Raw genomic sequence first — 21,523 nt, 5'->3', positions numbered from 1 at the left:
TTGCTCGCGTGATCGTGAAGTCCACGCCGATATTTCAGGGGATGAGGCCCTTCGCCCTGCTGGGGCCCGCAACTGTTTGAAGATCGCTTCCAGGCGCCGTTGCGCCGCCGGCGACGGAACAGGTCGTAGCCCCGGTCCCATGGGCCGCAGCACTCGGCATATGCCGCTACCGCGTCCCGGTTCGCGTCCGCCACCGCGAAACGAGGACACGTCCGAATCTCGGAGCGGTCAACTCGGCATCAACACCCGGTGACGGGCTCAGGCCGCGGCTACCAGTCGGTGGGCATGTGATGGTGGGCGGATTCTCCTGGCGCGACGGCCAGGACCACTCCGGCGCCGATGACTTGGGTTGCGCTCCTGATGGTGAACTCCAGTCCCGGCGCCAGCGGGAGGCCGCCGTTCCGCAGGTCGATCTGCACGACCGCATCCTCGCCGGGCCCGATGCGTTCGATGGGACCCAGGTCCACCCTCCCGAGTACGACGACCGCGCCGAAGTCGATGCCCGGGGCGAAGCCGGTCGAGACCGGCGCCGCCAGGGGATCAGCCGAAGTTCCGTGCAGGTGGACCCAGGCCGTGAACCGTCGGCGCCAAGCGAACGTGTAGTGCGCGGCGACCACCGGGGCGTGGCGCAGGGTGTCGAGCTCGGCTTGCAGGAACAGCGTCACCGGATCCCCGGCACGCGCTTCACGTACGGGCTTGCCGAGCCTCTCGATGCCGGTCACCCGGCGCCCCGACCGGGGACTGATCACCCGCAGCGACCCAAGGCGTTCAGGGTCGACGGTCTGCCCGACGCGAACCCGACCCCGACGGATGACACCGGTGACCGCTACGCCGTCGGCCGCGGCGACGCGCTGAACGGGCAGCAGGAACGGCGGGGTGAAAGTCCTTACCGGAGGCGGGACGAGCCGATCAACGGCGCTCAGCAAAGATCGGATAGCGCTGATTCGGCAGGACTCGCCCTGCAGCGCACCGAGCGCCGAAACCGAGGTCACTGCCAGAATTCTCGGCGTGCCCCAACTTGCCGGGGCCACGGCATCGGAGGCCAGGGCGTCCGCGGTCGGTGCACCTCCTCGGGCATGACCACCGTGGGCAACCAGGTCCGCAGTCTCCAGCGCGACCACGTCGACGAGTTCGGCATCGGCGGCGTCGGTTTTGGTGATCGCGGCCAAGACATGCCGCACACCTGTCTGACGGGCCAAGAACAGCAATTCGGCGGTACGTGAGGTGACCCCGTCGAGCGCCGAGACAACCAAGACCAACGCATCAAGTTGCGCCGCGGCGACGACGACGTCAACGGTCGCGGCAGATCCCGGCATGTCGACGAACACGTACCGGCGCCCGAGTCGGGCACTCGACGTAGCGCAGGGGAAGGTCTGTGTCACGCTGTGCGTCGCTTCGGTCCCCAACGTTTCGTGGTGAGCGGGTGGGGACCTGGCTCCGGCCGCCTCTCCGCCGGTCGGCGACTTCCGCCAATGCCTCGACAAGCGTGGAGGCACCGTGTCCGGTGTCGCCGAAGACCCCCACGTTCACGTGCGGCGCCACCCCGGTCACAGGACGCCCCAGGCTGCCGACAGCGGACGTGGTCGAGACGTTTGCCGATTGCAAAGGTCATCAGGCACGTCGGCAAGCCTACGGGGTCGTCGCGGCGCCGATACACGCGCCAAAGACCTGCTCGGCGCCGAAGCAAAGCACCGGGGCACGATCAGTGCGATGAGCAAAGCAACGACCACGAGCACACGGATGTGCGCGCCTCCGCAGAGAGGATCTGCTGTTTTCTCGCGGGATCGATGCCCTGCGTTCCGGCGGGCCGACGACATGACGGAATTCGGGTGTCCGCGACGCACAGCCATCTCCGCATGTCGAGGACAGTGTCTCTGACCGGGCGGGCACATCAGCCCGTCGGCCGCGACTTGGGCCGAGTCGGGCGGCCACAATCCCGTCGAGCACCACTTCGACCCAGGCGACCCAAAAGTTCGCGCACGACGGCGAGTTGTGCCTAGGCCCGGGGTTCACCGTCACCGCTGTCGGACGCACACGAGGGCGGCAGGCAGGCACACGGGCGACGTGTCGGCGAGTCGGGTTCCCGTGTCGAACACCACCGGAACCGGCGTTGCCGAGGGGACGATGGGAGTCACGACGCGAGGTTGGTTCAGTGGGGTGGGGCCGTCGTCGGGAGGGAGAAGCCTTCGGGGGGTGCGCCCTCGACGAAGAGCATGCTCACGCGGACCTTGTCCCCGCGTATCTCCCGGGCCCGCCGGTACTCCGGGGAGTCGTACCACTCCCGGACGCGGGCCATGTCGGGGAACTCGATGGCCACGAAACGGGCGGAGTCCCACGTTCCCTCCACGGGCGCGGGTGTGGGGCCCGCGGCCAGGTAACGGCCCCCATGGCTGAGGATGGACCGCTGGGCGACGGGTGCGTAGGCCCACGCGGCCTCTTCGTCGATCACATCGGCATTGACGATGACATAAGCAGGCATGTGCATCCCGTTCTTTTGGACACGGCGTGTACTAATGACACGGAGGATACCAACCCATCCCGGTAACCTTCCCGAAGTGAGCATCGACGAGAGCGGAAGAGCCGTCCCGGGCGCGCCGAGTCGCCGGGAGCGGCTGCGGGCCGAGACGACGCGGGAGATCAAGACCATCGCGCTTCGGCAGCTGGCGGAAGAAGGCCCCGGAGCGATCTCACTGCGCGGGATCGCCCGCGACATGGGGATGACGGCTCGCGCGATCTACAGCTACTTCCCCACCCGGGACGACCTGATCACCGCACTGATCGACGAAATCGCCGCCTCGCTCTCGGACGCGGTGGAATCGGCCAGCCACGCCGTACCCGACACCGACCCCGGCGGCAGGCTGCTGGCCTGGGGCCAGGCGCTGAGGGAGTGGGCACTGGCTCACCCCGAGGACTTCCGGCTCTTCTACGGCCGCCCCGTACCCGGGTACCAGCCCCCCGAGGACGGTCCGGTGGACCGGACGGCACGCCGCGTGTGCCGCGAACTCACCCGCCTCGTGGCAGCCGCATGGCCCCACGCCCGGCACCACCAGCCCGAGGACACCTCCTGGGCGGACCTTCACCCGGACTACGTCGCCAAAATCCGGGAGGACCTCCCGGACGTGCCACCCGCCGCCGCGGCACTCGCGCTGCGCGTGTGGGGCCGGATGCACGGCTTGGTGGCCCTGGAGATCGACGGCCACATCCACCCCGTCGCCGACAACCCGGCCGCCCTTCACCGCGCCGAAATGCTCGACTTGGTGAGATCACTGGGACTGGACGCGGACGGTTCCGCACGGCCCTGAAACGCCCTGCCGCAGACCGCTGCCAACAGGGGACCTGCCCAATCGCGCCCCTCCCCGCCCGGTGCGCCGGGCACGGGGCGGGGCGGACAGGCGTTCCCACCAGGCCCACTCGCGAATCCGCAGCCGTCGGCCTTGCCGAAGCAGATCCGGAGCGTCGGCCCTGGCTTTGAGGACACCGCCGTCGAAGCGGGTCCGCTGCTCGCCAGGACATCTCAGGGCACGCCACCGGCCCCGTCGCGACCGGCCGCGGGGGTTCCGGGTTCACCGTCTGCACTCCGTGGCGGCAACGGCGGTTCGTGGCGGCTCAGCACGGCGAGGTCGGTGCCCAAGCAGACGCCGAGCCGGCCTCGGGGAGTCGCGGCGAGGGCGGCGATCGAGTGAGGGAAGACCAGGTCGCCGCCCGCGGGTCGGTCGGCGACGAGGTCCCAGCCACGCACGGTGCGGTCCGCGCCGCGGAGAACGCCTTGGGGCGCCCTTCGAGGACCGCGGTGGCCAAGGCCGTGATCGTCCGCGTGCGACCGGCCAAGGCGTGACGCACCGGTGCGCCCTCGGCCACGTTCCAGCCCCGGACCACCTTGTCCGCTCCGACACTGACTGCGACGGGGCGGCCGTCGACCCGGGTCGTGGCAAGCGCCGTCAGGTGGCCGGCACGGTGTTACCGGACCCAGGTCCGACACGACGATCGAGTCATCCCCGCCCGGACGGTGCCGTCGCCGCCCCCGTGACGGCGATGGCTCGGTTCGTCGTGAACGGTCAGCGCGAGAGCGTTCACCGCGCCCTTGTGTGCGGCCGGTTCACCACCGCTCCTGTCGCCGGTCACCGGATTCAGAACCTGGAGTGTCCCGTCCCGACCACCGGCGACCACGACGGCACGGCCGTCCAGGTTTCCCGCGGCAAGCGCCTGGCACGTCTTCCTGGGAAAGGACAGCGGCGTCCCCTCCCTCAGGCCGGATCCCGTCGCCCAGTCCACCCGCCACGCACTGCGGGACGGGGCTCCTGTGGACGGTGCGGTCACCATCGGGCCCGCGGGCGTGATGTCCCACAACAGCATCGCGTTGTCCCGGCCCACGGTGGCGGCGACCTCGACGGCACGCAGGCTGTGTCCGGTCAAGGGCCCGCCGACCGTCGTGCGAGTCGCCAGGTCCCAGATGAGCAAGGCGTTGTCGGGCCCGCCACCGGTCACCGCAACAGGGCGACTGTGCAGGACCGCGGTGGCGATGTCGTCGCTGTGGCACGCCAGTGGCTCGCCGAGCCGGCGTCCGTCAGCGAGTCCCCAGAACCTCATCGTGCCGTCGAGGCTCACCGTCGGACGACCGTCCAGGATGGTGGTGGCCACCGCCGTCGCTTTCTGGTCCAGGACGCGTTTCTCGGCGCCAGTGGCCATGTCCCCCACGCGCACGGTGTCGTTGATGTACTTCGCGCCGACCACGACGGCCTTGTGGCCGACAGTCACGGTGGTCAGCGCCTCCACCCGCTCCGTTCGCCCTGCGAATCGGCGGATCAGACGGTCGCTCGACCGGCATCCGGTATCCCAGTCAACGGACATCGAAGCACCCGAGCCGCCGGGTGCCACGGTCACTTCGGCCATGCGCCGGGCGAGTTCGGCCGACCCCGGCGCGCCGCGTCCAGGCTCAAGGCCTGACGACGACGGGCGGGGTCGACCCGACGGTGGCGCTCGAACGTCGTCCGGTACACCGCCGCCGAACGGGCCGCGGCGCTCGTGGCCCGCGGAGGCAAGGATAGGACCTCGGCCGGGTCCGCATGCACCAAGTAGTAGGAATCGCACAACAGTTCGTCGGCTCGGGGAGGCTCGTGGGAGCAGGACGTGATCATGCATGGACCCTACTCGTCCGTCCGGACGGCCTCGGGGGCCTTCGGGCACAACCGCGTGACCACAGTCAATTTGGCGCGCGGGCCACCCGTGGTATGTCGACGCATACGTGTCGGAGTCGAAGACGGGCATTCATGGTGTCACGGAGGAACGTGCGCACCCTCGAACACGACCGCTGGGTCAGCCGTACCGTCGCTGACGCAGTGGACAATACGGCCAACTCAGCCAACGCACCACGGAACGCGGCAAACGTGGGGCGCCATTCCTTCGGGACACAAACTCTTGATCACTGACTTGCGAATCGCTCGCCATGTCCGCAAAGAACACGCCAGATGCACACGCAGCTCGACCGCCTCCCGGTCGCCGCCGGCCTGGCCAGGGTGTTCGAGAGCCCACTGTTCCGCCAGGAAATCGTACGCTTCAGCGGTCGTCAGGTCGCCATCGGGATAACCGCGCGCAACGTCCGCCCTGATCATCCGGGCACTCCTGGAACCTACAGCCCGGTCGACGAGTCCCCCGACCCATGCCAGTCCCTGCGCGTCCGCGTACAAGCCGAACCTCAGAATCCGCTTCCTCATGATGGCACAAACCTACTCGTCAACAGTCTTCGAGCGGGATGTCCACGTCGAGGCTGCGGGTATTGGGACGCGGCTCAGGGATCCAGACGAGCCGATTTCTCAAGGCCCTTCGCCGGCTGGTGACCGCGATGGTCGCGGTGCGGCACCGGTTGGACAGCCGATTCCCCGCTGTTGACCGTGGAGGCGCGTCCATCGGTCGGCGTACCGCGCGAGGCGGCCGGCGTCAGTGGTCGGAGATGTCCTTCTCGGCAAGTTCGGCTCGCACCTGCTTGACCAGCGGGGCCTCGTCCCGCAGCACCAGTGTGTCCAACAGCTAACCTCCCGCGTGAACTCCCCGCCCGGAATTCCATCTCCGTGAACGCCGCGGCCAAGGCCTTCTGCACGGTGCCGGAGAAACAGACGTCGACGACGGTGACCTTGCTGTCGGGAAGCCCCAGCGATCACCAAGCGGTCGGCCCTGGCGTAACAGTCCTCGAAGTCCGGCTTCAGCAGCGCTTTTTCCTTGTCAATGGTGATCGAGGGGCAGCCGACGTACTGGGACTCCTCAGCCGCAGGGCGGTGAGAATCGGATGGCGAAAACGGAGTCGTTGAACGCGACACGCGTGACGTCCGAAGTTCGGAGCTTCGGGCAGTCCGCCGCGAAGGCGATGTCCTGCAGCTCACCGCGGGCTGTAGAAGCCCCTACGGGGTTCGAGCCTCAGAACGCGGACAAGGTCGACTCGCTCGCCGAGAAGGGCGGCAGGCATTCATATCCGCCTTTGTCGAGACCCATGGCATGCCGACTCCCGGCTCGATGCCGGCCACGTCGCCGAGGCGCTCGAGATTGCGGGGAGATATGCGGCGAGAGACAAGCTTGGGGAGCATCAAGCGACCCTTCGGAACAGACGAACTGAACCTTCCTCAAAGACTCACGTAGCGGTACAGCCGATCGCCCGCATCGCGCGCCTTCCGGGCGAACCCGGCCAGCAGCATGACAGCATCCCGCAGTTCCTCGCACGACGTATCAAATGCCCGAAGCGCTTCGCATTCCCCCCACTTGGCTGCCACCCGCGGCGCATCCGCATCGGTGATGTCAGCCAGCGTGTCCCGAACATCATCGTCCAGCCGGGTCACCCATGGTCCGCTGTCCATCGGGGATACCCCAGCGGCGTCCAGCTCGTCAGCCGTTGGTCGGCGCGGCCACACCAGTTCTTCCCCAACCAATACCGACGTCGGCGTCGCGCCCCGGGCAGCCCCCAACAGCGCTGGTAGGACCCCCGGGGCGTACATGCCGTCAGCCGACACCCGGTCAAGCACCCGCAAGCCCTCCCCGTGGTACGACCAGTTCTCGTCCTCCCCGACCTGCTCCGTCTCGGCCAGGAGACCCATTTCGAATAGGTTCTGCTTCCACTCCTCGTCCATCGCCCGGACGATCACCACATCGTCTGGGGCCCGGAGGAAGTCGGTGATCACGCCCATCTGTACTCCGTCGCTCACGTCATCGCCCTGACACCGATACAGGCGACCGGGACCAGACAGCCAGAGTAGGACCATTACTCGCGCTTCGTCCCCCGGCGGCTTTTCCGGGATCAGGCCCGACGCTCGGAGGTGCATCGCAAACGGTGGGGGATCAGGACTCATGGCCTGCACCTCTCGGATCCCACCTAGGGTTCCTCGCCCACCGTGTCCGACGGGCGACAGCCGTACGTCCGCTCGTACATCGTGGTGAAGTACCGCCGTCGTGGGAATCCCCAGCGGTTCGCGACCTCGGCGATCGTTCCCGTCGCCCGGCCCTCGGCGATGCCGAGCAGGTCGGCGTGCGCGCCGGCGAGTCGGACCTGGCGCAGGTATCTCATCGGTGTGATGCCCAGGCGCCGCCGGAACTCCGCCTGCAGTGTCCGGACGCCGACGCGCGCCGCCGCCGCGATGTCGCCCACCGAGACCGGGCGGTGGGCGTTCTCCTCGCAGAAGGTCATCGCCCGCCGGACCGGGCCGGGACCGTACGTGTGCGTGCGGTCGCGGTCGAGGGCCGAGGCCATCGAGTGCGGTTGCGCCGCCAGCAGGCTGTGCACGAGCAGCTGCTCGAAATGCGCGACCGCCTGGGGGGATTGCGCCAGCGCCCCGTTCGCGGCCGTGCGCGCGAAGGTGCGCGCGAGGTGCAGCCACGCTCCGGTCTCCGGCCGGTCCTCGCGCATCGCCGCCTCGAACACCACGGTCTTCTCGGGGACTTCGCCCGTCTGCGTGCGCACGGCCTGGTCGACGAGGCGGCGGGGTATGCACAGGAAGCGTGTGCGGGTGTCCGCGTCCCACCGCCCGGTCACCACCAGGCCGGGGCTGACGACGCTGGGGGAGAACGGCGTCGGGTCGCCTTGGACGTCGAGTGAGGCGCGTCCCGCGTGTCCGATGCGGATGACGTACTGCTCGGGCGGTCGGACCGGGGTCACCTCCACGTCCGTTCCGTAGCTCAGGTCGTAGGCCGCGATGCGCCCGACGTGCAGGGCGGTGAAGTCGGCGTCGAGGGAGCGCCTGCCCACCAGATCCATGCCGTGGGGTGTGAACGCCTGGTTGAGCACGATATGCAGGCGATCGGGATTATCGCCCGCGTACACCACATCACCGGCCTTCGCGGTGGATTCGGCGTTTTCCTCCATGTGGCACCTCGCTTCCCCGTGGCCCCGGATCGGGCCGACGCATTCCCTGCGACACCGACAACCGGCGTCGGGAGGCAGGAATCCATATGGTTCGTCCGAGGGACGCAAAAGGGCGTGCGCCATCCCGATATCGGTTGCCGGCGCTCCGAAGCACTTCGAGCACTCCGGGGACACCGCCGCAACGCGTCCGACGCCGCGCGGCGAGCCGTGCACCAAGACCGCGTCGCCCGGAGTGAGCCCCAAGTGCCGCAGACACGCGACGAGTTCGCCAACCATGCGCTCACCCAACCCGTCGCTTTCCCGGGTCCGTCAGGTCGGCGAGGACGCCCTCGCGGGCATGGTCGATGACGCGCACCGGCTTGACGGCGGACCGGCACGGCCCGGTTTCGGGGCGTTGAGGACCCCCGGCGTCGGCTCGTGGGAGCGCGACAACAGGTGGAGAGGGGCTGTCGTGCAGCGTTCGGCCTGGCTCGGCGACGGCGGGTGAACTTTCAGAGCGGTGCCGGCCTGGAGCATCGACGCTTCGGGCAATTCGTCCGTCGTCTCATCCGACGTGAAGACGTACCGGCGGATCGGTTCTCTGTCCGCAATTCCGTGGCTCGCCGCGGCACCGGGGATCACGGAGGTCGAATCGTCGCCGGCCGCCACGGGTTCGCCACGCAAGCCGGCGGATGCGTGCTCCCACCGCCGCACCGCCGCACCGCAAGTTCAACGAAGAACGCCCCCGACGGGCCCTGGAGATCAATGAGCAGCGACGCAAAGACCAGGCCTCATGCGGGAGCCCCCATCGAACAGGCATCGCGCACCTGAGGAACCGGTGACCACCCGCCCGGCACCTGAGCCGCCGAGGGCACGTCGGCGACACGATCGGGACCCATCGCCGGCCTCCTCTCCCACCAACAGACGACCACCCGCGCATCAGCGCATCAGACGTGAACCCCCAGTCTGGCCAAGGTTTATGACAACTCATCACCAACCATGCTCAAGCTCGTCAGGAGCAGCGCATTGGCAGGGACATGGGTCCCCGAATCACGCGCGAGGGGCAGTAGCGGGCCGGGCCCGTTTGTCGGAGCAGGGGGAAACGCTCGAATAGGGCGCGCAGCGCTATCTCGCCCTCCATTCGTGCCAGTCCCGCCCCGATGCAGTAGTGGATGCCCGCGGCGAAGGACAGGTGTTCCCGGAGGTTCGGGCGGCTCAGATCGAAGCGTGCCGGATCCGGGAAAACCTCGGGGTCACGGTTGGCAGCCGCCAGCAAGGTGACGACGGGGGTGCCGACGGGTAGTTCGACCCCGCCGACCTCGCACGCTCGACGGACAATGCGGACGCTGTACTGGGCCGGCGCATCGAGCCTGAGTGTTTCCTCGACGACGCGGTCGGACTGGTCCAAGTCCGCTGTGAACACCTCGCGTTGCTCCGGGTGGGCAAGCAGTGCGAGCACGCCGTTGCCGATGATGTTCGATGTCGTGACGAAACCGCCGATCAGAAGCGCCTCGCTGGTGGCGACGACTCCCTCCCTCGTCATTGCTCCCTCGCGCTCCGCCTCCACCATTCTGCTGACCAGGTCCGGCCCCGGATGTCGTCGGCGCTCCTCGACGAGAGCGGAAAAGTACCGGGACATCTCATCGAGAAGGGCCCGCGTGCGGCGAAACTCTCCTGGGGTGCGTGCGCCGTCGACGATGGCACCGAATTCGATCCCCCACCGGACGAAACGATCGTGATCCGTCGTCGGCAGGCCGAGGAGGTCACAGATCACCAGGCTCGGCACCTGGACGGCGAATTCGCTGATCAGGTCCAGGGACGTGGTCGGCGCAAGGCGGTCCAGCCGCTCGGCGACGACCTGCTCGACAAACTGCCTGCGGGACCGCAGCGCGTGGGGAGTGAACCAGGGGGCCACGATCTTCCGCAGTCGAGTGTGGTCCGGGGGATCAACGGACGCGAACGAGTCGTCGAGCGGGTGTACGAGGACGGGACCACCTTCCCGCTCTTCGGGCGATGCGCGCAGCCGTACCTTGGACACGGTGGTCGGTACGGCGCCGAACGCGTCGCTGCGCAGGACCTCGTCGCAGATGCGGTGAGAGGCGGTCATGTACAGCCCACTACGGCCCCGGACCAGGTCACCCCGCTCGCGTATCCGCTCGTAGCGTGCGTAGCCCGCCGCGCCGCGGGGCAGGCACAGCACCGCGGAGACGGGATCGCCCAGGGCGGCGCTGGTCCACAGTCGTGCCTTCCTGCGGTGGAGCGACAGGTTTCCGCGCAGGCGCCCCGTCGTGCGCGCGGTCACGCCGGATCCGCCGATTCGAGTCGGGCGGCGGACGGGCGGTGCGCGGCTTGTGGCCGCGGCGCCTCGGTGATGCCGTTGGCCCGCAGCTCGTCGGCTATGTATTCGCGCAGTTGGTACTTTTTGACCTTGGTGCCTGACATCGGCCATTCGGTAACGAACCGCACGTAGCGCGGAACCCGGTACGCGGCGATGTTGCCGACGCAGAACGCGATGAGCTCCTCCTCGGTGACCGAGGCACCCGGTTTCAGCTCGACGAACGCGGCGGGAACCTCCACGTAGTAGGCATCCGGCGCGGCAACCACTTGTGCCACGTTGACCGCCGGGTGCCGAAGAAGGTAGTCCTCGACCTCCGCGGCGGACACGTTCTCGCCACCGACCTTCAGCATGTCCTTGAGCCGGGCGACGAAGGTCACCCTGCCGTCAGGGTCGATCGTGGCGACATCGCCGGTATGGAACCACCCCTGGTCGTCGAAGCTCGCGGCGGTCAACTCGGGATCGCGGAAGTAGCCGTCGAAGCAGTTGGTTCCCCGGAAGAGCAGCTCGCCTTCGGTGTTCGGAGGAAGTGGCCGCCCGGTGTCCGGCTCGACGACCCGGCACTCCATGCCGGGCATGGGGTGGCCACCTGTCGTCGTCCGCTGTTCCAGGGTGTCCGACTGGTGGTTCAGCGACAGGAACGACGACGCCTCGGTCATGCCGAAACAGGACACATGGACGGCGTTCGGCAGTCGGCTTGCCATGTCGCGCAATCTCTCGGGCACTCCGACCACCATCACCAGCCGGATCGAGGAGAAGTCGCGTTCGCGGAAGTCAGGCCGGTCGACCACTGGCAGCCACACTGTCTCGAACCCGGGGAGCACGACGGTGCATCGCTGCGCCTCAAGGAGGTCGAGTGCGGTGTCCGGGCTGAAGAAGCCCACGTGATGGAAGGAGCATCCGGCGTAGAGCGCGGCAAGGGCGAAGGCGATGCCGCCGATGTGGAACAACGGGAGCATCGTCCACACGCGGTCCTCCGGCGTGAGGAAGAAGCGGGTGTGGGTCAGCCCCGCCGCCAGACAGCCGAACGCCTCATGGCTGATCATCGCGCCCTTCGGGCTCGCGGTGGTGCCCGAGGTGTACATCACGACCGCCGTGTCGCCGGCGCGTACCGACGCCTGGCGTCGCAGCGCGTGTTCGGGATCCACGCGGCGGGCCGCCTCGCGGAACCGGTCCTCGGACGTGAAGCCGGCGCGGCTTTCGCCCCCCAAGAGGACGGCGTGCTCCAACGCGCACGGTTCTCCCTGGTCCGGGACGGCGCCGGTTCTCCCGGAGAGGTGCGGAAACGCCTCGAGAAGCAGGTCGGGAAACGCCGGAGCGCCGGCCGTCGGCGGGCTGGTGAACAGCACGCGCATGCCGGAGTGCCGGATCACCTGGTCCAGCTCGAGGGATTTGAATCGCGTACTGATCGGGACGGGAAGGGCACCGATCTTCGCCGCCCCGAACAATGCGGCCAGTGAATCCACACAGTTGGGGAGAAGGATCCCGACGGCTTCGCCGGGTCGGATATCGAGTGCGAGCAGTCCTCGTGCGAAGAAATCCGCCCGGGCGGCCAACTCCGCGTACGTGACCTCGGCGCCGGGGAAAGAAAGCGCCAAGCGCCCGCCGTGATCGGCCGCTCGCTGATCGAGGAGATTCCCCAGGGGCACGGCCGGGACCGGAGGATCGTGCGTATCCGCGGGATTGGTGAGCGGACTCTTGCCCATGAGGACTCCATCTATATTCACGATTCATACCGGACCGGCGGGCGTCTGACACGTGCCCGTCGGCGCGTTCGCGTGTTTTGGATATTCCCGCGCGGCTCGGCCGAGGAAGTCACGCCGGCAAACCTGTCGGCCCGGATGCGAACGACTGGTCGGTTAGCCGAGAAATCCAGGTCACATGGCGATGACCAGCGAGGATGATCACGCTAGACACTTTTCGCGAACGCTGTCAACCGCTCAATCCGCGACCGGAAGGGGAACAATCGGCTACCCGGACGGAGGCTCCGATTTCGCCTGACAAGCGGCTGTTGACACGCGTGGAGCAGCCGATCTACATTCGGCCGCGTCGCTCTCATTCGAGGTTTCGATGCGTACTGTCAAGCTCGTGGAGCGGTATGCGAAGAATTCATCTCGGCTTCCCCTCTCATACAACCCCGTGGACACCTCGCGTTCTCCCCTGCGCTCTCAGGGCCGGCAGGTCTTGATCTACACCTGAGAGATGATTGAAACCTGCTGGAAACCGGCTCCGATTTATCGGCCCGATCGAATGGATCAAGGCACCCGCAGGCAATATCGCGGGAAGATTGCCGAGCAAGCGGATGGGGATATGATCACGCAAGTGTTCGAGGGACAGGGCGTATCCCTGGCGGATGTCGTGCACGATGCCCTCGCGTACTTCCGGAGTTGCCAACGCCCCGATGGGTCCATCGTGGAGCAGCCCGGAACGCTGGTTTTCCAGGAGTGGGATTCGGTCAACGCGCTCAAGGCGATCGCTCTTTGGCGCGGCGCGAGCGCCTTCGACGACGGGGACACGGTCGAGGGATTGCTGCGGTTCCTCCGGTCTCGGCAGAAGCCGACCGGCATGCTGAGCTGGGGCGCGATCGAGGTCGGGCCGGCCGAATACTGCACGGAGACCAGCAGCGAGTACATCGCCGGCCTCACCCACCTCGGCCTCCTCGACGACGCCCGGCGCAAGGCCGTGTTCCTGAGGAGCACGCAACTCCCGTCCGGGCCTTGGGCGGAGGTCCATTCACACATCCCCAGGGCATTCCAGACCGAGCCGTCCGTGACGGGCTTCGCGCTCACGGCCCTGCTCGGACTGGACGTCGACGCCCTCTACCTTGACGAGGCCCTCGACTTCCTCGTCAAGGCGCAGAAACGCGAAGGCCACTTCGGGATCAACTGGTACTACTACGGCACCTACTACTACCTCATGCGGCCGGCCGTAGCGGCGCTCTCCGGCTTCGGCCACCATGCCCCGGTCGGCGCCGCCCGCGATTTCGTGCTGAACCGGCAGCGCGACGACGGCAGTTGGTACGACCGCGTCGAGGGGTTCGGGGACTACGCGGCGCCCGAGCAGCACACAGCGCTGGCGCTTGAGACCCTCGTACACGCCGGAATGGGCTCGGACGAGCCGCCCGTGCGCCGCGCCGTGGAGTGGCTGCTCCGACGCCGCAGATCGAACGGCTCATGGCACGGCGGCACATACCCCTACCCCGCCACCGACAGCTACCGGGAATTCCGGGCGACCCAGGACGTCGTCACCACGGCGCAGATCCTCTCGGCGTTCAAGCAACTCTCGATTCTGGAGGCCTGACGATGACTCACCCACACGATGGCGCGGGGGAACCCGTCGCGATCATCGGGATCGGCTGTCGACTCCCGGGTGGCATCACCGGCCACGACTCGCTCTGGAACGTCCTGGTGAACGGCGTCGACGCGATCGGCCCCATCCCTCCGGACCGCTGGGACGTCGACCGCTACTACTCGCCCAAGGCGCAGCAGCCGGGCCGCATGAGCGCTCGGGAAGGGGGGTTCCTGGAGAACGTGGACGCGTTCGACGCCGCGTTCTTCGGCATATCGGGTCGGGTCGCGGCGCAGATGGACCCTCAGCAGCGCCTGCTCATGGAGGTGTGCTGGGAGACCTTCGAGGACGCGGGCGTTGTTCCGGACACCCTCGTGGGTTCGCGAACCGGCGTGTTCCTGGGAGCCTGCAGCCAGGACTACGGCGGACTCCAGGGCCTGCCCAGCGAGATCGAAGGCCTGGGTCCGCACTCGGCGACCGGCACGTTCATGAGCATCCTGTCGAATCGCCTCTCCTACACGTTTGACCTGCGTGGCCCGAGCATGACGATCGATACGGCTTGTTCGTCGTCACTCGTGGCGGTACACCTGGCCTGCCGAAGTCTCGCCACCGGGGAAAGCGAGCTGGCGATCGCGGGCGGAGTCAACGTCATGCTGACGCCGCAGTTCGCGATCGCTCTGAGCCAAGCCGCGATGCTGTCGCCGGATGCCCGCTCGAAGGCGTTCGACGCCGCGGCGAACGGCTACGTACGCGGCGAAGGCGCAGGCGTTGTCGTACTCAAACCCCTCAGCCGGGCGGAACGCGACGGGGATCGCGTCTACGCCGTGATCCGGGGCACCGCGGTCAACCAGGACGGCCGAACCCAGGGCATCACCGTCCCGAGCGAGGACGCCCAGGCCGAGAATTTCCGGGCGGCCCTCGCCGTCGCCGGGATCGCGCCCGGCGACGTCGGCTACATCGAGGCCCACGGCACCGGGACACCTGTGGGCGACCCCATCGAAGCCAACGCTCTCGGGCGTGTCCTCGCCGCCGACCGCGATCCGGACCGGGTGGCCTTCGTCGGATCGATCAAGACGAACATCGGTCATCTGGAGGCCGGCGCGGGTATCGCGGGACTCATCAAGGCCGCGTTGTCCGTGCACCACCGCCAGATCGTGCCCAGCTTGCATTTCCAGGCCCCCAACCCGCACATCGACTTCGCGGGCCGGCGGTTGGCCGTGCCGACGAGCCTGCGGCCGTGGCCGGCGCACTACTCCCGGGCCGTCGCCAGCGTGAACTCCTTCGGTTTCGGCGGCACCAACGCCAATGTGGTGCTGGACCAGGCCCCGGAACCCCGAGTCGCACCGGCCGAACCCCCGAGCGCGACGCACAGCCCCACCGTCCTCACGCTCAGCGCGCGCAGCGAACCCGCCCTGCGGCGCTTGGCACGCGACCATGCCGAACGGCTGGATCGCGGTCCCGTCGACCTGGAACGGCTCGGCGCCAACCTCGCGCTGCGACGTACGCACCACCAGCACCGGCTCGCCGTGATCGCCTCCGCCGCCGCGGACGCCGCCGAAAAGCTCCGAGGGTACGCCGAAGGCGAGCGGGCCGAGGGAGTCATCCACGCGCAGACCCGCCGTGGCACCGGGCCCGGCAAGATCGCCTTCGTGTTCAACGGACAAGGCCCGCAGTGGTTCGCGATGGGCCGAACCCTGCTGGAGACGAGCCCGGTGTTCCGCGCGAAGATCCAGGAGTGCGACAGGATCGCCCGCCCCTACCTGGGTTGGTCGATCCTCGAGGCACTGACAGCTCCCGATGAGGCGTCCTCGCGGGTCCAGGAAACGCACTGCCTGCAACCGACCATGTTCGCCCTCCAGGTCGCGCTCACCGAACTGTGGAAGTCCTGGGGCGTGGTGCCCGATGGCGTCGCCGGACACAGCATGGGGGAGCTGGCCGCCGCACACGTGTCGGGCGCCTTGACACTCGACGCGGCGTTGCGGGTGATCTGCCATCGGGCGCGCATCCAGGAACGGGCGGATCCCGCCGGCGCGATGATGTTCGTCGCCGTCGGGCCGGACGAGGCGCAGGCGCTGTGCGCCGGTCGACCGATCTCCCTCGCCGCCCGGAACAGCCCGCGGGCGTCCACCCTGTCGGGTCGCCGGGACGCGCTCGAGGCACTCGCCGCCGAACTGCGGAACCGAGAGGTCTTCGCGCGTGTCCTGCGTGTCAACTGCGCGTGCCACAGCGCGGACATGGACCCGCTCCACGACGATTTGATGATCGCGATCGATGGGGTGGAGGGTGGCGCGACGACCACCCCGATGTACTCGACCGTCACCGGGGCACGGATCGCGGGCGGTGAACTCAGTGCCTCCTATTGGTGGCGCAACTTTCGCGAGCCGGTGCTCTTCGCACCGGCGATCCACGCGATGCTCGCGGACGGGTTCGATGCCTTCGTCGAGCTGAGTCCGCACCCGGTGCTGGCCAATTCTCTCAAGGAGATCCTGGCGGACGCGGGCAGCGACGCCCCTGTGGTCTCGACGCTGGCGCGCGACAAGGACGACTGGGAACGCTTCCTCGGTGCGTTCGCGACGCTGTACACCAGCGGGCGTGAAGTGGATTGGCGCCGCCGCCACCCCGACGGGGTCCCGACGCTCGACTTGCCGTCGAACCCGTGGATGCACGAGTCCTTCTGGAACGAGACCGAGACATCCCGCCGGTACCGCTCGGGCGGGCAGTCGCACCCCATGCTCAAGCGCGTCGACGTGGCTCGCCCCACCTGGGAGATCAAGTGGGACGACCATCGCCTCGCCTGGGTCAAGGAGCACGATGTCTTCGGCTCCGTCATCGTGCCGGGCGCCGCCTACATCGAGGCCGCGCTGGCGGCGGCACGTGAGCTGACCGGCGAGGCCTGCGCGCTCGACTTCGTCGAGTTCGAACGCGCCTGCATCCTGGGAGACCAACCGCACGTCAGCCGCGTCGAACTGGACCCCGACGAGGGGACGTTCGAGTTCCACCACAGAGCGGTACACGAAGCGGGCTGGGTACGCAATGTCCGCGGCCGGTTCCACCGCGACTCCGGCGCTCCCCCCACGCGCTCCTTCGACCTCGACGCGATCCGCGCGCGCTGCTCGTCCACGTACTCGGCCGCGGACGTGTACGGACGACTGCGTGCCAACGGGTACGCGTACGGGCCGGCCTTCTGCGGCATCAGCCGCCTGTACGTCGGCCCGGGCGAGGGGCTTGCCCGCGTGGAGACGCCTCGCGTACTCAAGAAGCGCTCCGCGGGCTACCTCTTCCACCCGGCGCTGCTTGACGCGTGCTTCCAGAGCGCGATCCTTCACCCGTCCGACGACCGCCCCGACGAGCTCCTGCCCTTCACCTATCTGCCGACCGGCATCGAGAGGGTACGCGTTCACAGCGACGCCGGAATCCCGGCCTGGTGCCACACGCGCGTGCGCAGGCTGGACGCGACCGGGTTGTCCGTCGACATCCACGTCTTGGACGAGGCCGGAAACCTCCTGGGCGAATACGCGCCGCTGCACGGCAAAGTACTCAGGCAGTCGCGGGCGGACGGCGACAGCATCGACAACCACTTCTACCGCTTCCAGTGGAAAGCGGACCGGGAGCACAGTACCGGCGACCTCGGCGGCGCCCCGCGGCCCGGTGCCCTCACCCTGCGAGCCGACGAACTGCGCCGCCAACTGGAGCCGGTGCGCCATACCGTCGCCGAACGCCTGGACCGGACGGCGTACACCGCCGACTACCAGGACACCGTCCGTCGCTTGTGCGCGGACTATGTCGCCGACTGTCTCCGCGAGTTCGGCGTCGGCACCGCGGTCGGGGACGTCTTCTCCATCGGGGATTTCACCGACCTCTTGCCGCGGTACCGGCGCGCGCTGGGCGGTTTCCTGCGCTTCCTCGTCGAGGACGGGTTCCTGAGCGAACACGACGGCCGCTACCGGGTCGAGCTCGCCCGCAACGCGGAAACCGAGACGCGTTGGGCGGAAGCCCTCACCGAATACCCCTCGTGTGTCTGGGAGTTGCTGCTCCTGCGCGCGACCGGGACACACCTGCGGGACGTACTCGTCGGCCGCACCGATCCGCTCGAACTGCTCTTCCCCCAGGGCTCCCCCGAGGACACCGAGCCCATCTACCAGACCTCACCCATCGCGCGGTTCCACAACGTCGTGATGAAGAAGGCGGTCGAGACGCTGGCACGGACCGCCGACCCGCGACGCACCCTGCGCGTCCTGGAAGTGGGCGGCGGAACCGGCGGGTTGACCGCCCACGTGCTCACCGTCCTGCCGTCCGACCGCTGCGCGTACACGTTCACCGATGTGTCGCCCGCTTTCGTCCAGGGCGCACGCGAGCGATTCCGGGACCACGGATTCCTGGACTGCCGGACCCTCGACCTGGAGAACGACCTCCAGGACCAAGGCATCGCCGCCGGGTCGTTCGACCTGGTTCTCGCGGCCGATGTCGTCCACGCGACGACCGACGTCAAAAGGACCCTCTCGAACCTCGGTGAGGCACTCGCTCCCGGCGGCGTCCTCGCCCTGATCGAGGCCGAGCCGGGCAACCGTTGGCTGGATCTGACCTTCGGCCTCACCGACGGGTGGTGGGCCTCGCGCGACCTTGTCCTGCGCCCCGACGGCCCACTCCTGACGCTCCCTGGGTGGGACAAGCTCCTGCGCTCGGTCGGATACGACGACGTCGTGGCGCTGGGCGACCCCCGCCACGCGGGAGCCGGCGGGCAGTCGGTACTGCTCGCCGTCGCGCCCGGGCAGGCCGGCCCTCATGCCGACAGCGCGCGGGTGGCCCGCCCCGACCCGACCACGGAAACGGGAGACTGGCTGATCCTGTCCGAGCCCGGCGGACTCGCAGCGGAACTCGCGCGACGCCTCACCGAGCGCGGAGGAAACGCCGTCATCGTGCCGCCGCGGAACGCTCGCGGCGGGGAACCCGACGAATACGACCGGCTCATCGCGCCGCTCCACCTCCAAGGAGTCATCCAGCTCCAGGACTCCGCCACTCCCCCGGATCGCGTCCTCGACGGTGCGGCCCTGGACACCGCCGGGCGCGCCCTGTGCCTCGACATCGTCCACGTCATCCGCGCGGTCGACCGCCGGGCTCCGGCGACCTGGCCGAAGCTCTACGTCCTCACCCGCGGAGCACACGCCTTCCGCAACGCGACCCCGGCGCTTCAGGGGGCGTCCGCATGGGGGCTCGGTCTCGTGGTCGGCCTCGAAGCACCACAGGCGCGATGCGCCATGATCGACCTCGACCCTGTGCCCGACCCGGGAGAAGCGGACGCCGTATGGGCGGAGCTGTGGGCCGCAGACCACGAACGCGAAGTCGTTCTGCGCGCCGGGGAGCGCTTCACACGACGGCTTGTACCCCTGCCCGCCGACACGGTGCGCTCACCGACTCCCGCGTCCGACCTTCCGGCGGACACCGGCTTCGCGCTCGGCACGGAGACTCCCGGAGCACTCGACCACCTGAGCTTCCACGCCTCCCCCCGGACCGCGCCGAAGCCCGGCCACGTCGAGGTCGAAGTCGCCGCCGCCGGACTCAACTTCCTCGACGTCCTGACGGCGCTGGGCCAGGTCCCGCTGTTGGAGTCCGCCCGCACCCACCGATTCGGAGCGGAGTGCGCCGGGGTCGTCACCCGTGTCGGCGAGGGCGTCAGCGGTCTGGAGGTGGGTGACCCGGTCGTGGCCGTCGTCGGTGAGCAGGGCACCATCGCCTCGCATCTGACCGTGGACGCCGCGGGCGTCGTCCGGAAACCGGACACGCTGACATTCGAGGAAGCCGCGTCGATCCCGATCGTCTTCCTGACCGCCTGGTACGCGCTGCACAAGCTGGCACGCCTGCGGGCCGGCGAGCGCGTGCTGATCCACGCCGCATCCGGCGGCACCGGACTCGCGGCCCTCCAGATCGCCCGCCGGGCCGGAGCGGAGGTCTTTGCCACCGCGGGCAGCCCGAAGAAGCGGGCCCTGCTGCGGTCACTCGGAGTACGACACGTCCTCGACTCCCGATCTCTCGACTTCGCGGAAGACATCCTCGAAGCCACGGCAGGGGCCGGCGTCGACGTGGTCCTGAACTCCATAGCCGGCGAAGCGGTCGACCGGAGCATCGCCTGCCTGGCTCCGTATGGGCGCTTCGTCGAACTCGGCAAAGTCGACCTGCTCGCCGACCGCAGGCTCGGATTGCGCCCGTTCCTCCGGAACCTCGCGTACTTCGGATTCGACCTGAGGCAACTCCTCATGGACCGCCCCCAAGAGGTGCGTGCCGAACTCGAAGAACTGATGCGGCTCTTCGCGGCGGGAGAACTGCACGCGCTACCCCACCGCGTCTTTCCTCCGTCCGAGACCGAAACAGCGTTCAGGCACCTGGCCGGGTCGCGCCACATCGGCAAGCTCGTCATCGCGATGGACGAAGGCGGCGTTCCCGTCCGGTCCGTCCGCGACACCGCACGCACTCAGCCGCACGGAACGTGGCTCATCACCGGGGGCCTCGGCGGCGTGGGCCTGAGCATGGCCGAATCACTCGCGGACGCGGGCGCGCGGCATCTGGTTCTCCTCGGGCGCTCCGGAGCCGGCAACGACGAAGCGAAGGCACGCGTCGACGCCCTCCGGGGGAAGGGAATCACGGTCGTGGTCGAGTCCGTCGACGTGACGTCGCACGACGACCTGAGCTCCCTGCTCGACCGGATCGACGGGACTCTGCCACCGCTGCGCGGCGTCCTGCACTGTGCCATGGTCCTGGACGACGCGCTCACCACCGATCTGAACGAAGACCGCCTGGCAAGCGTGATGCGGCCGAAGGCGCTCGGAGCGTGGAACCTGCACGAACTGACCCGGCACCTGCCGCTGGACGCATTCGTCATGTTCTCCTCGGCGACGTCCATGATCGGAAACCGCGGCCAGGCGAACTACGCGGCGGCGAACGCGTTCCTCGACCATCTCGCGGAAGCCCGCCGCTCCTGGGGGCTGCCCGCGCTTTCGGTGAACTGGGGAGCGGTTTCCGACGCCGGATACCTGGCGCGCAACCAAGACATCGGGCGCGCGGTCGCGGCGACCGGTATGCGGAGCCTCACCGCCGCCCAGGCGTTCGAGGCACTGACGGCACTGGGCAAGAGCTCGTTTGCCCAGGTGGGTGTGCTGCCCATGGATTGGCCGACCTTCTTCCGGCACCACGGCCTCGAACAGTGCGAACATCCGCGCTATGACGAACTCTTCGCGAGGCACGCCGGTACGGCGGGAATCGGCGAGGATGCGACGACCGGGGGCAACCTGCGCCACCGCGTGGCCGCCCGGACCCCCGAGGCTCGGGAGCAGTTGGTCAAGGCCGCGCTCGGGACACGCGTCGCCGCGGTGCTGGGCATCCCCCATGACGCGTTGGAGGAGGACATGCCGCTGATGGACTACCTCGACTCCCTGCTCGCGGTCGAACTCAGCTCGTGGATCGAACGGGAGCTGGGGGCGAAGGTCACGATCATGGAACTGATGAAGGGCCCCAGCCTGGAGGAGTTGTCCGGTCGCCTCGTGGAACAATTGGGCGACAAGAACCAGTCTCCGGCGGTGAGTTAGGAG

10 protein-coding genes are annotated in these 21,523 nt (G+C 68.6%); 3 read left to right on the top strand and 7 right to left on the bottom strand.

Annotated features, from left to right (window positions below; all coding sequences use genetic code 11):
• Positions 1-269: 269 nt before the first annotated feature.
• Together LO772_RS31705 and LO772_RS31700 are read right to left on the bottom strand one after the other, a co-directional pair.
• Positions 270-1,382 carry a GTP-binding protein gene (locus LO772_RS31705; RefSeq protein ID WP_269453124.1) on the bottom strand — a complete coding sequence of 371 codons (1,113 nt, stop codon included), beginning with the start codon at positions 1,380-1,382 and terminating at the stop codon, positions 270-272.
• 767 nt (positions 1,383-2,149) lie between these two features.
• Positions 2,150-2,479, bottom strand: a complete 330-nt coding sequence (locus tag LO772_RS31700; RefSeq protein ID WP_231775469.1) for a DUF1330 domain-containing protein — start codon at positions 2,477-2,479, stop codon at positions 2,150-2,152.
• 76 nt (positions 2,480-2,555) lie between these two features.
• Here LO772_RS31700 and LO772_RS31695 point away from each other — a divergent pair, with 76 nt between their 5' ends.
• The gene (locus LO772_RS31695) at positions 2,556-3,302 is read left to right on the top strand and encodes a TetR/AcrR family transcriptional regulator (protein ID WP_231775468.1); all 747 of its coding nucleotides are present in this window, start codon (positions 2,556-2,558) and stop codon (positions 3,300-3,302) included.
• Positions 3,303-3,957: 655 nt separating this feature from the next.
• Here the strand turns inward: LO772_RS31695 and LO772_RS31690 are convergent.
• The 5 genes from LO772_RS31690 to LO772_RS31670 all read right to left on the bottom strand — a co-directional run bounded on the left by LO772_RS31690 (position 3,958) and on the right by LO772_RS31670 (position 12,361).
• Positions 3,958-4,755, bottom strand: a complete 798-nt coding sequence (locus tag LO772_RS31690; RefSeq protein WP_231775467.1) for a WD40 repeat domain-containing protein — start codon at positions 4,753-4,755, stop codon at positions 3,958-3,960.
• Positions 4,756-6,611: 1,856 nt separating this feature from the next.
• The gene (locus LO772_RS31685; protein WP_231775466.1) at positions 6,612-7,169 is read right to left on the bottom strand and encodes a hypothetical protein; all 558 of its coding nucleotides are present in this window, start codon (positions 7,167-7,169) and stop codon (positions 6,612-6,614) included.
• A 185-nt stretch (positions 7,170-7,354) separates the two neighbouring features.
• A complete protein-coding gene (locus LO772_RS31680) occupies positions 7,355-8,341 on the bottom strand; it encodes an AraC family transcriptional regulator (RefSeq protein WP_231775465.1) in 987 nt (328 codons plus the stop codon).
• A gap of 991 nt (positions 8,342-9,332) precedes the next feature.
• On the bottom strand, positions 9,333-10,622 hold the full coding sequence (locus LO772_RS31675) for a cytochrome P450 (protein WP_231775464.1): 1,290 nt from the start codon (positions 10,620-10,622) through the stop codon (positions 9,333-9,335).
• Positions 10,619-12,361, bottom strand: a complete 1,743-nt coding sequence (locus tag LO772_RS31670) for a class I adenylate-forming enzyme family protein (protein ID WP_269453122.1) — start codon at positions 12,359-12,361, stop codon at positions 10,619-10,621. Before LO772_RS31670 ends, LO772_RS31675 begins: the two co-directional genes overlap by 4 nt.
• A 604-nt stretch (positions 12,362-12,965) precedes the next feature.
• Between LO772_RS31670 and LO772_RS31665 the strand changes: the two genes are divergently transcribed.
• Both LO772_RS31665 and LO772_RS31660 read left to right on the top strand, forming a co-directional pair.
• Positions 12,966-13,955 (top strand): prenyltransferase/squalene oxidase repeat-containing protein, encoded by a 990-nt coding sequence (locus LO772_RS31665; protein ID WP_231775462.1) that lies wholly within the window; start codon positions 12,966-12,968, stop codon positions 13,953-13,955.
• A gap of 2 nt (positions 13,956-13,957) precedes the next feature.
• Positions 13,958-21,520 carry a type I polyketide synthase gene (locus LO772_RS31660; RefSeq protein ID WP_231775461.1) on the top strand — a complete coding sequence of 2,521 codons (7,563 nt, stop codon included), beginning with the start codon at positions 13,958-13,960 and terminating at the stop codon, positions 21,518-21,520.
• The last annotated feature ends 3 nt before the right edge of the window (positions 21,521-21,523 follow it).

Origin of the sequence: Yinghuangia sp. ASG 101 (assembly GCF_021165735.1) — a bacterium.
Lineage (GTDB): Bacteria > Actinomycetota > Actinomycetes > Streptomycetales > Streptomycetaceae > Yinghuangia.
The sequence above is the reverse complement of the archived record's forward strand: the minus strand, read 5'-3'. Positions and strand labels throughout refer to the sequence as shown.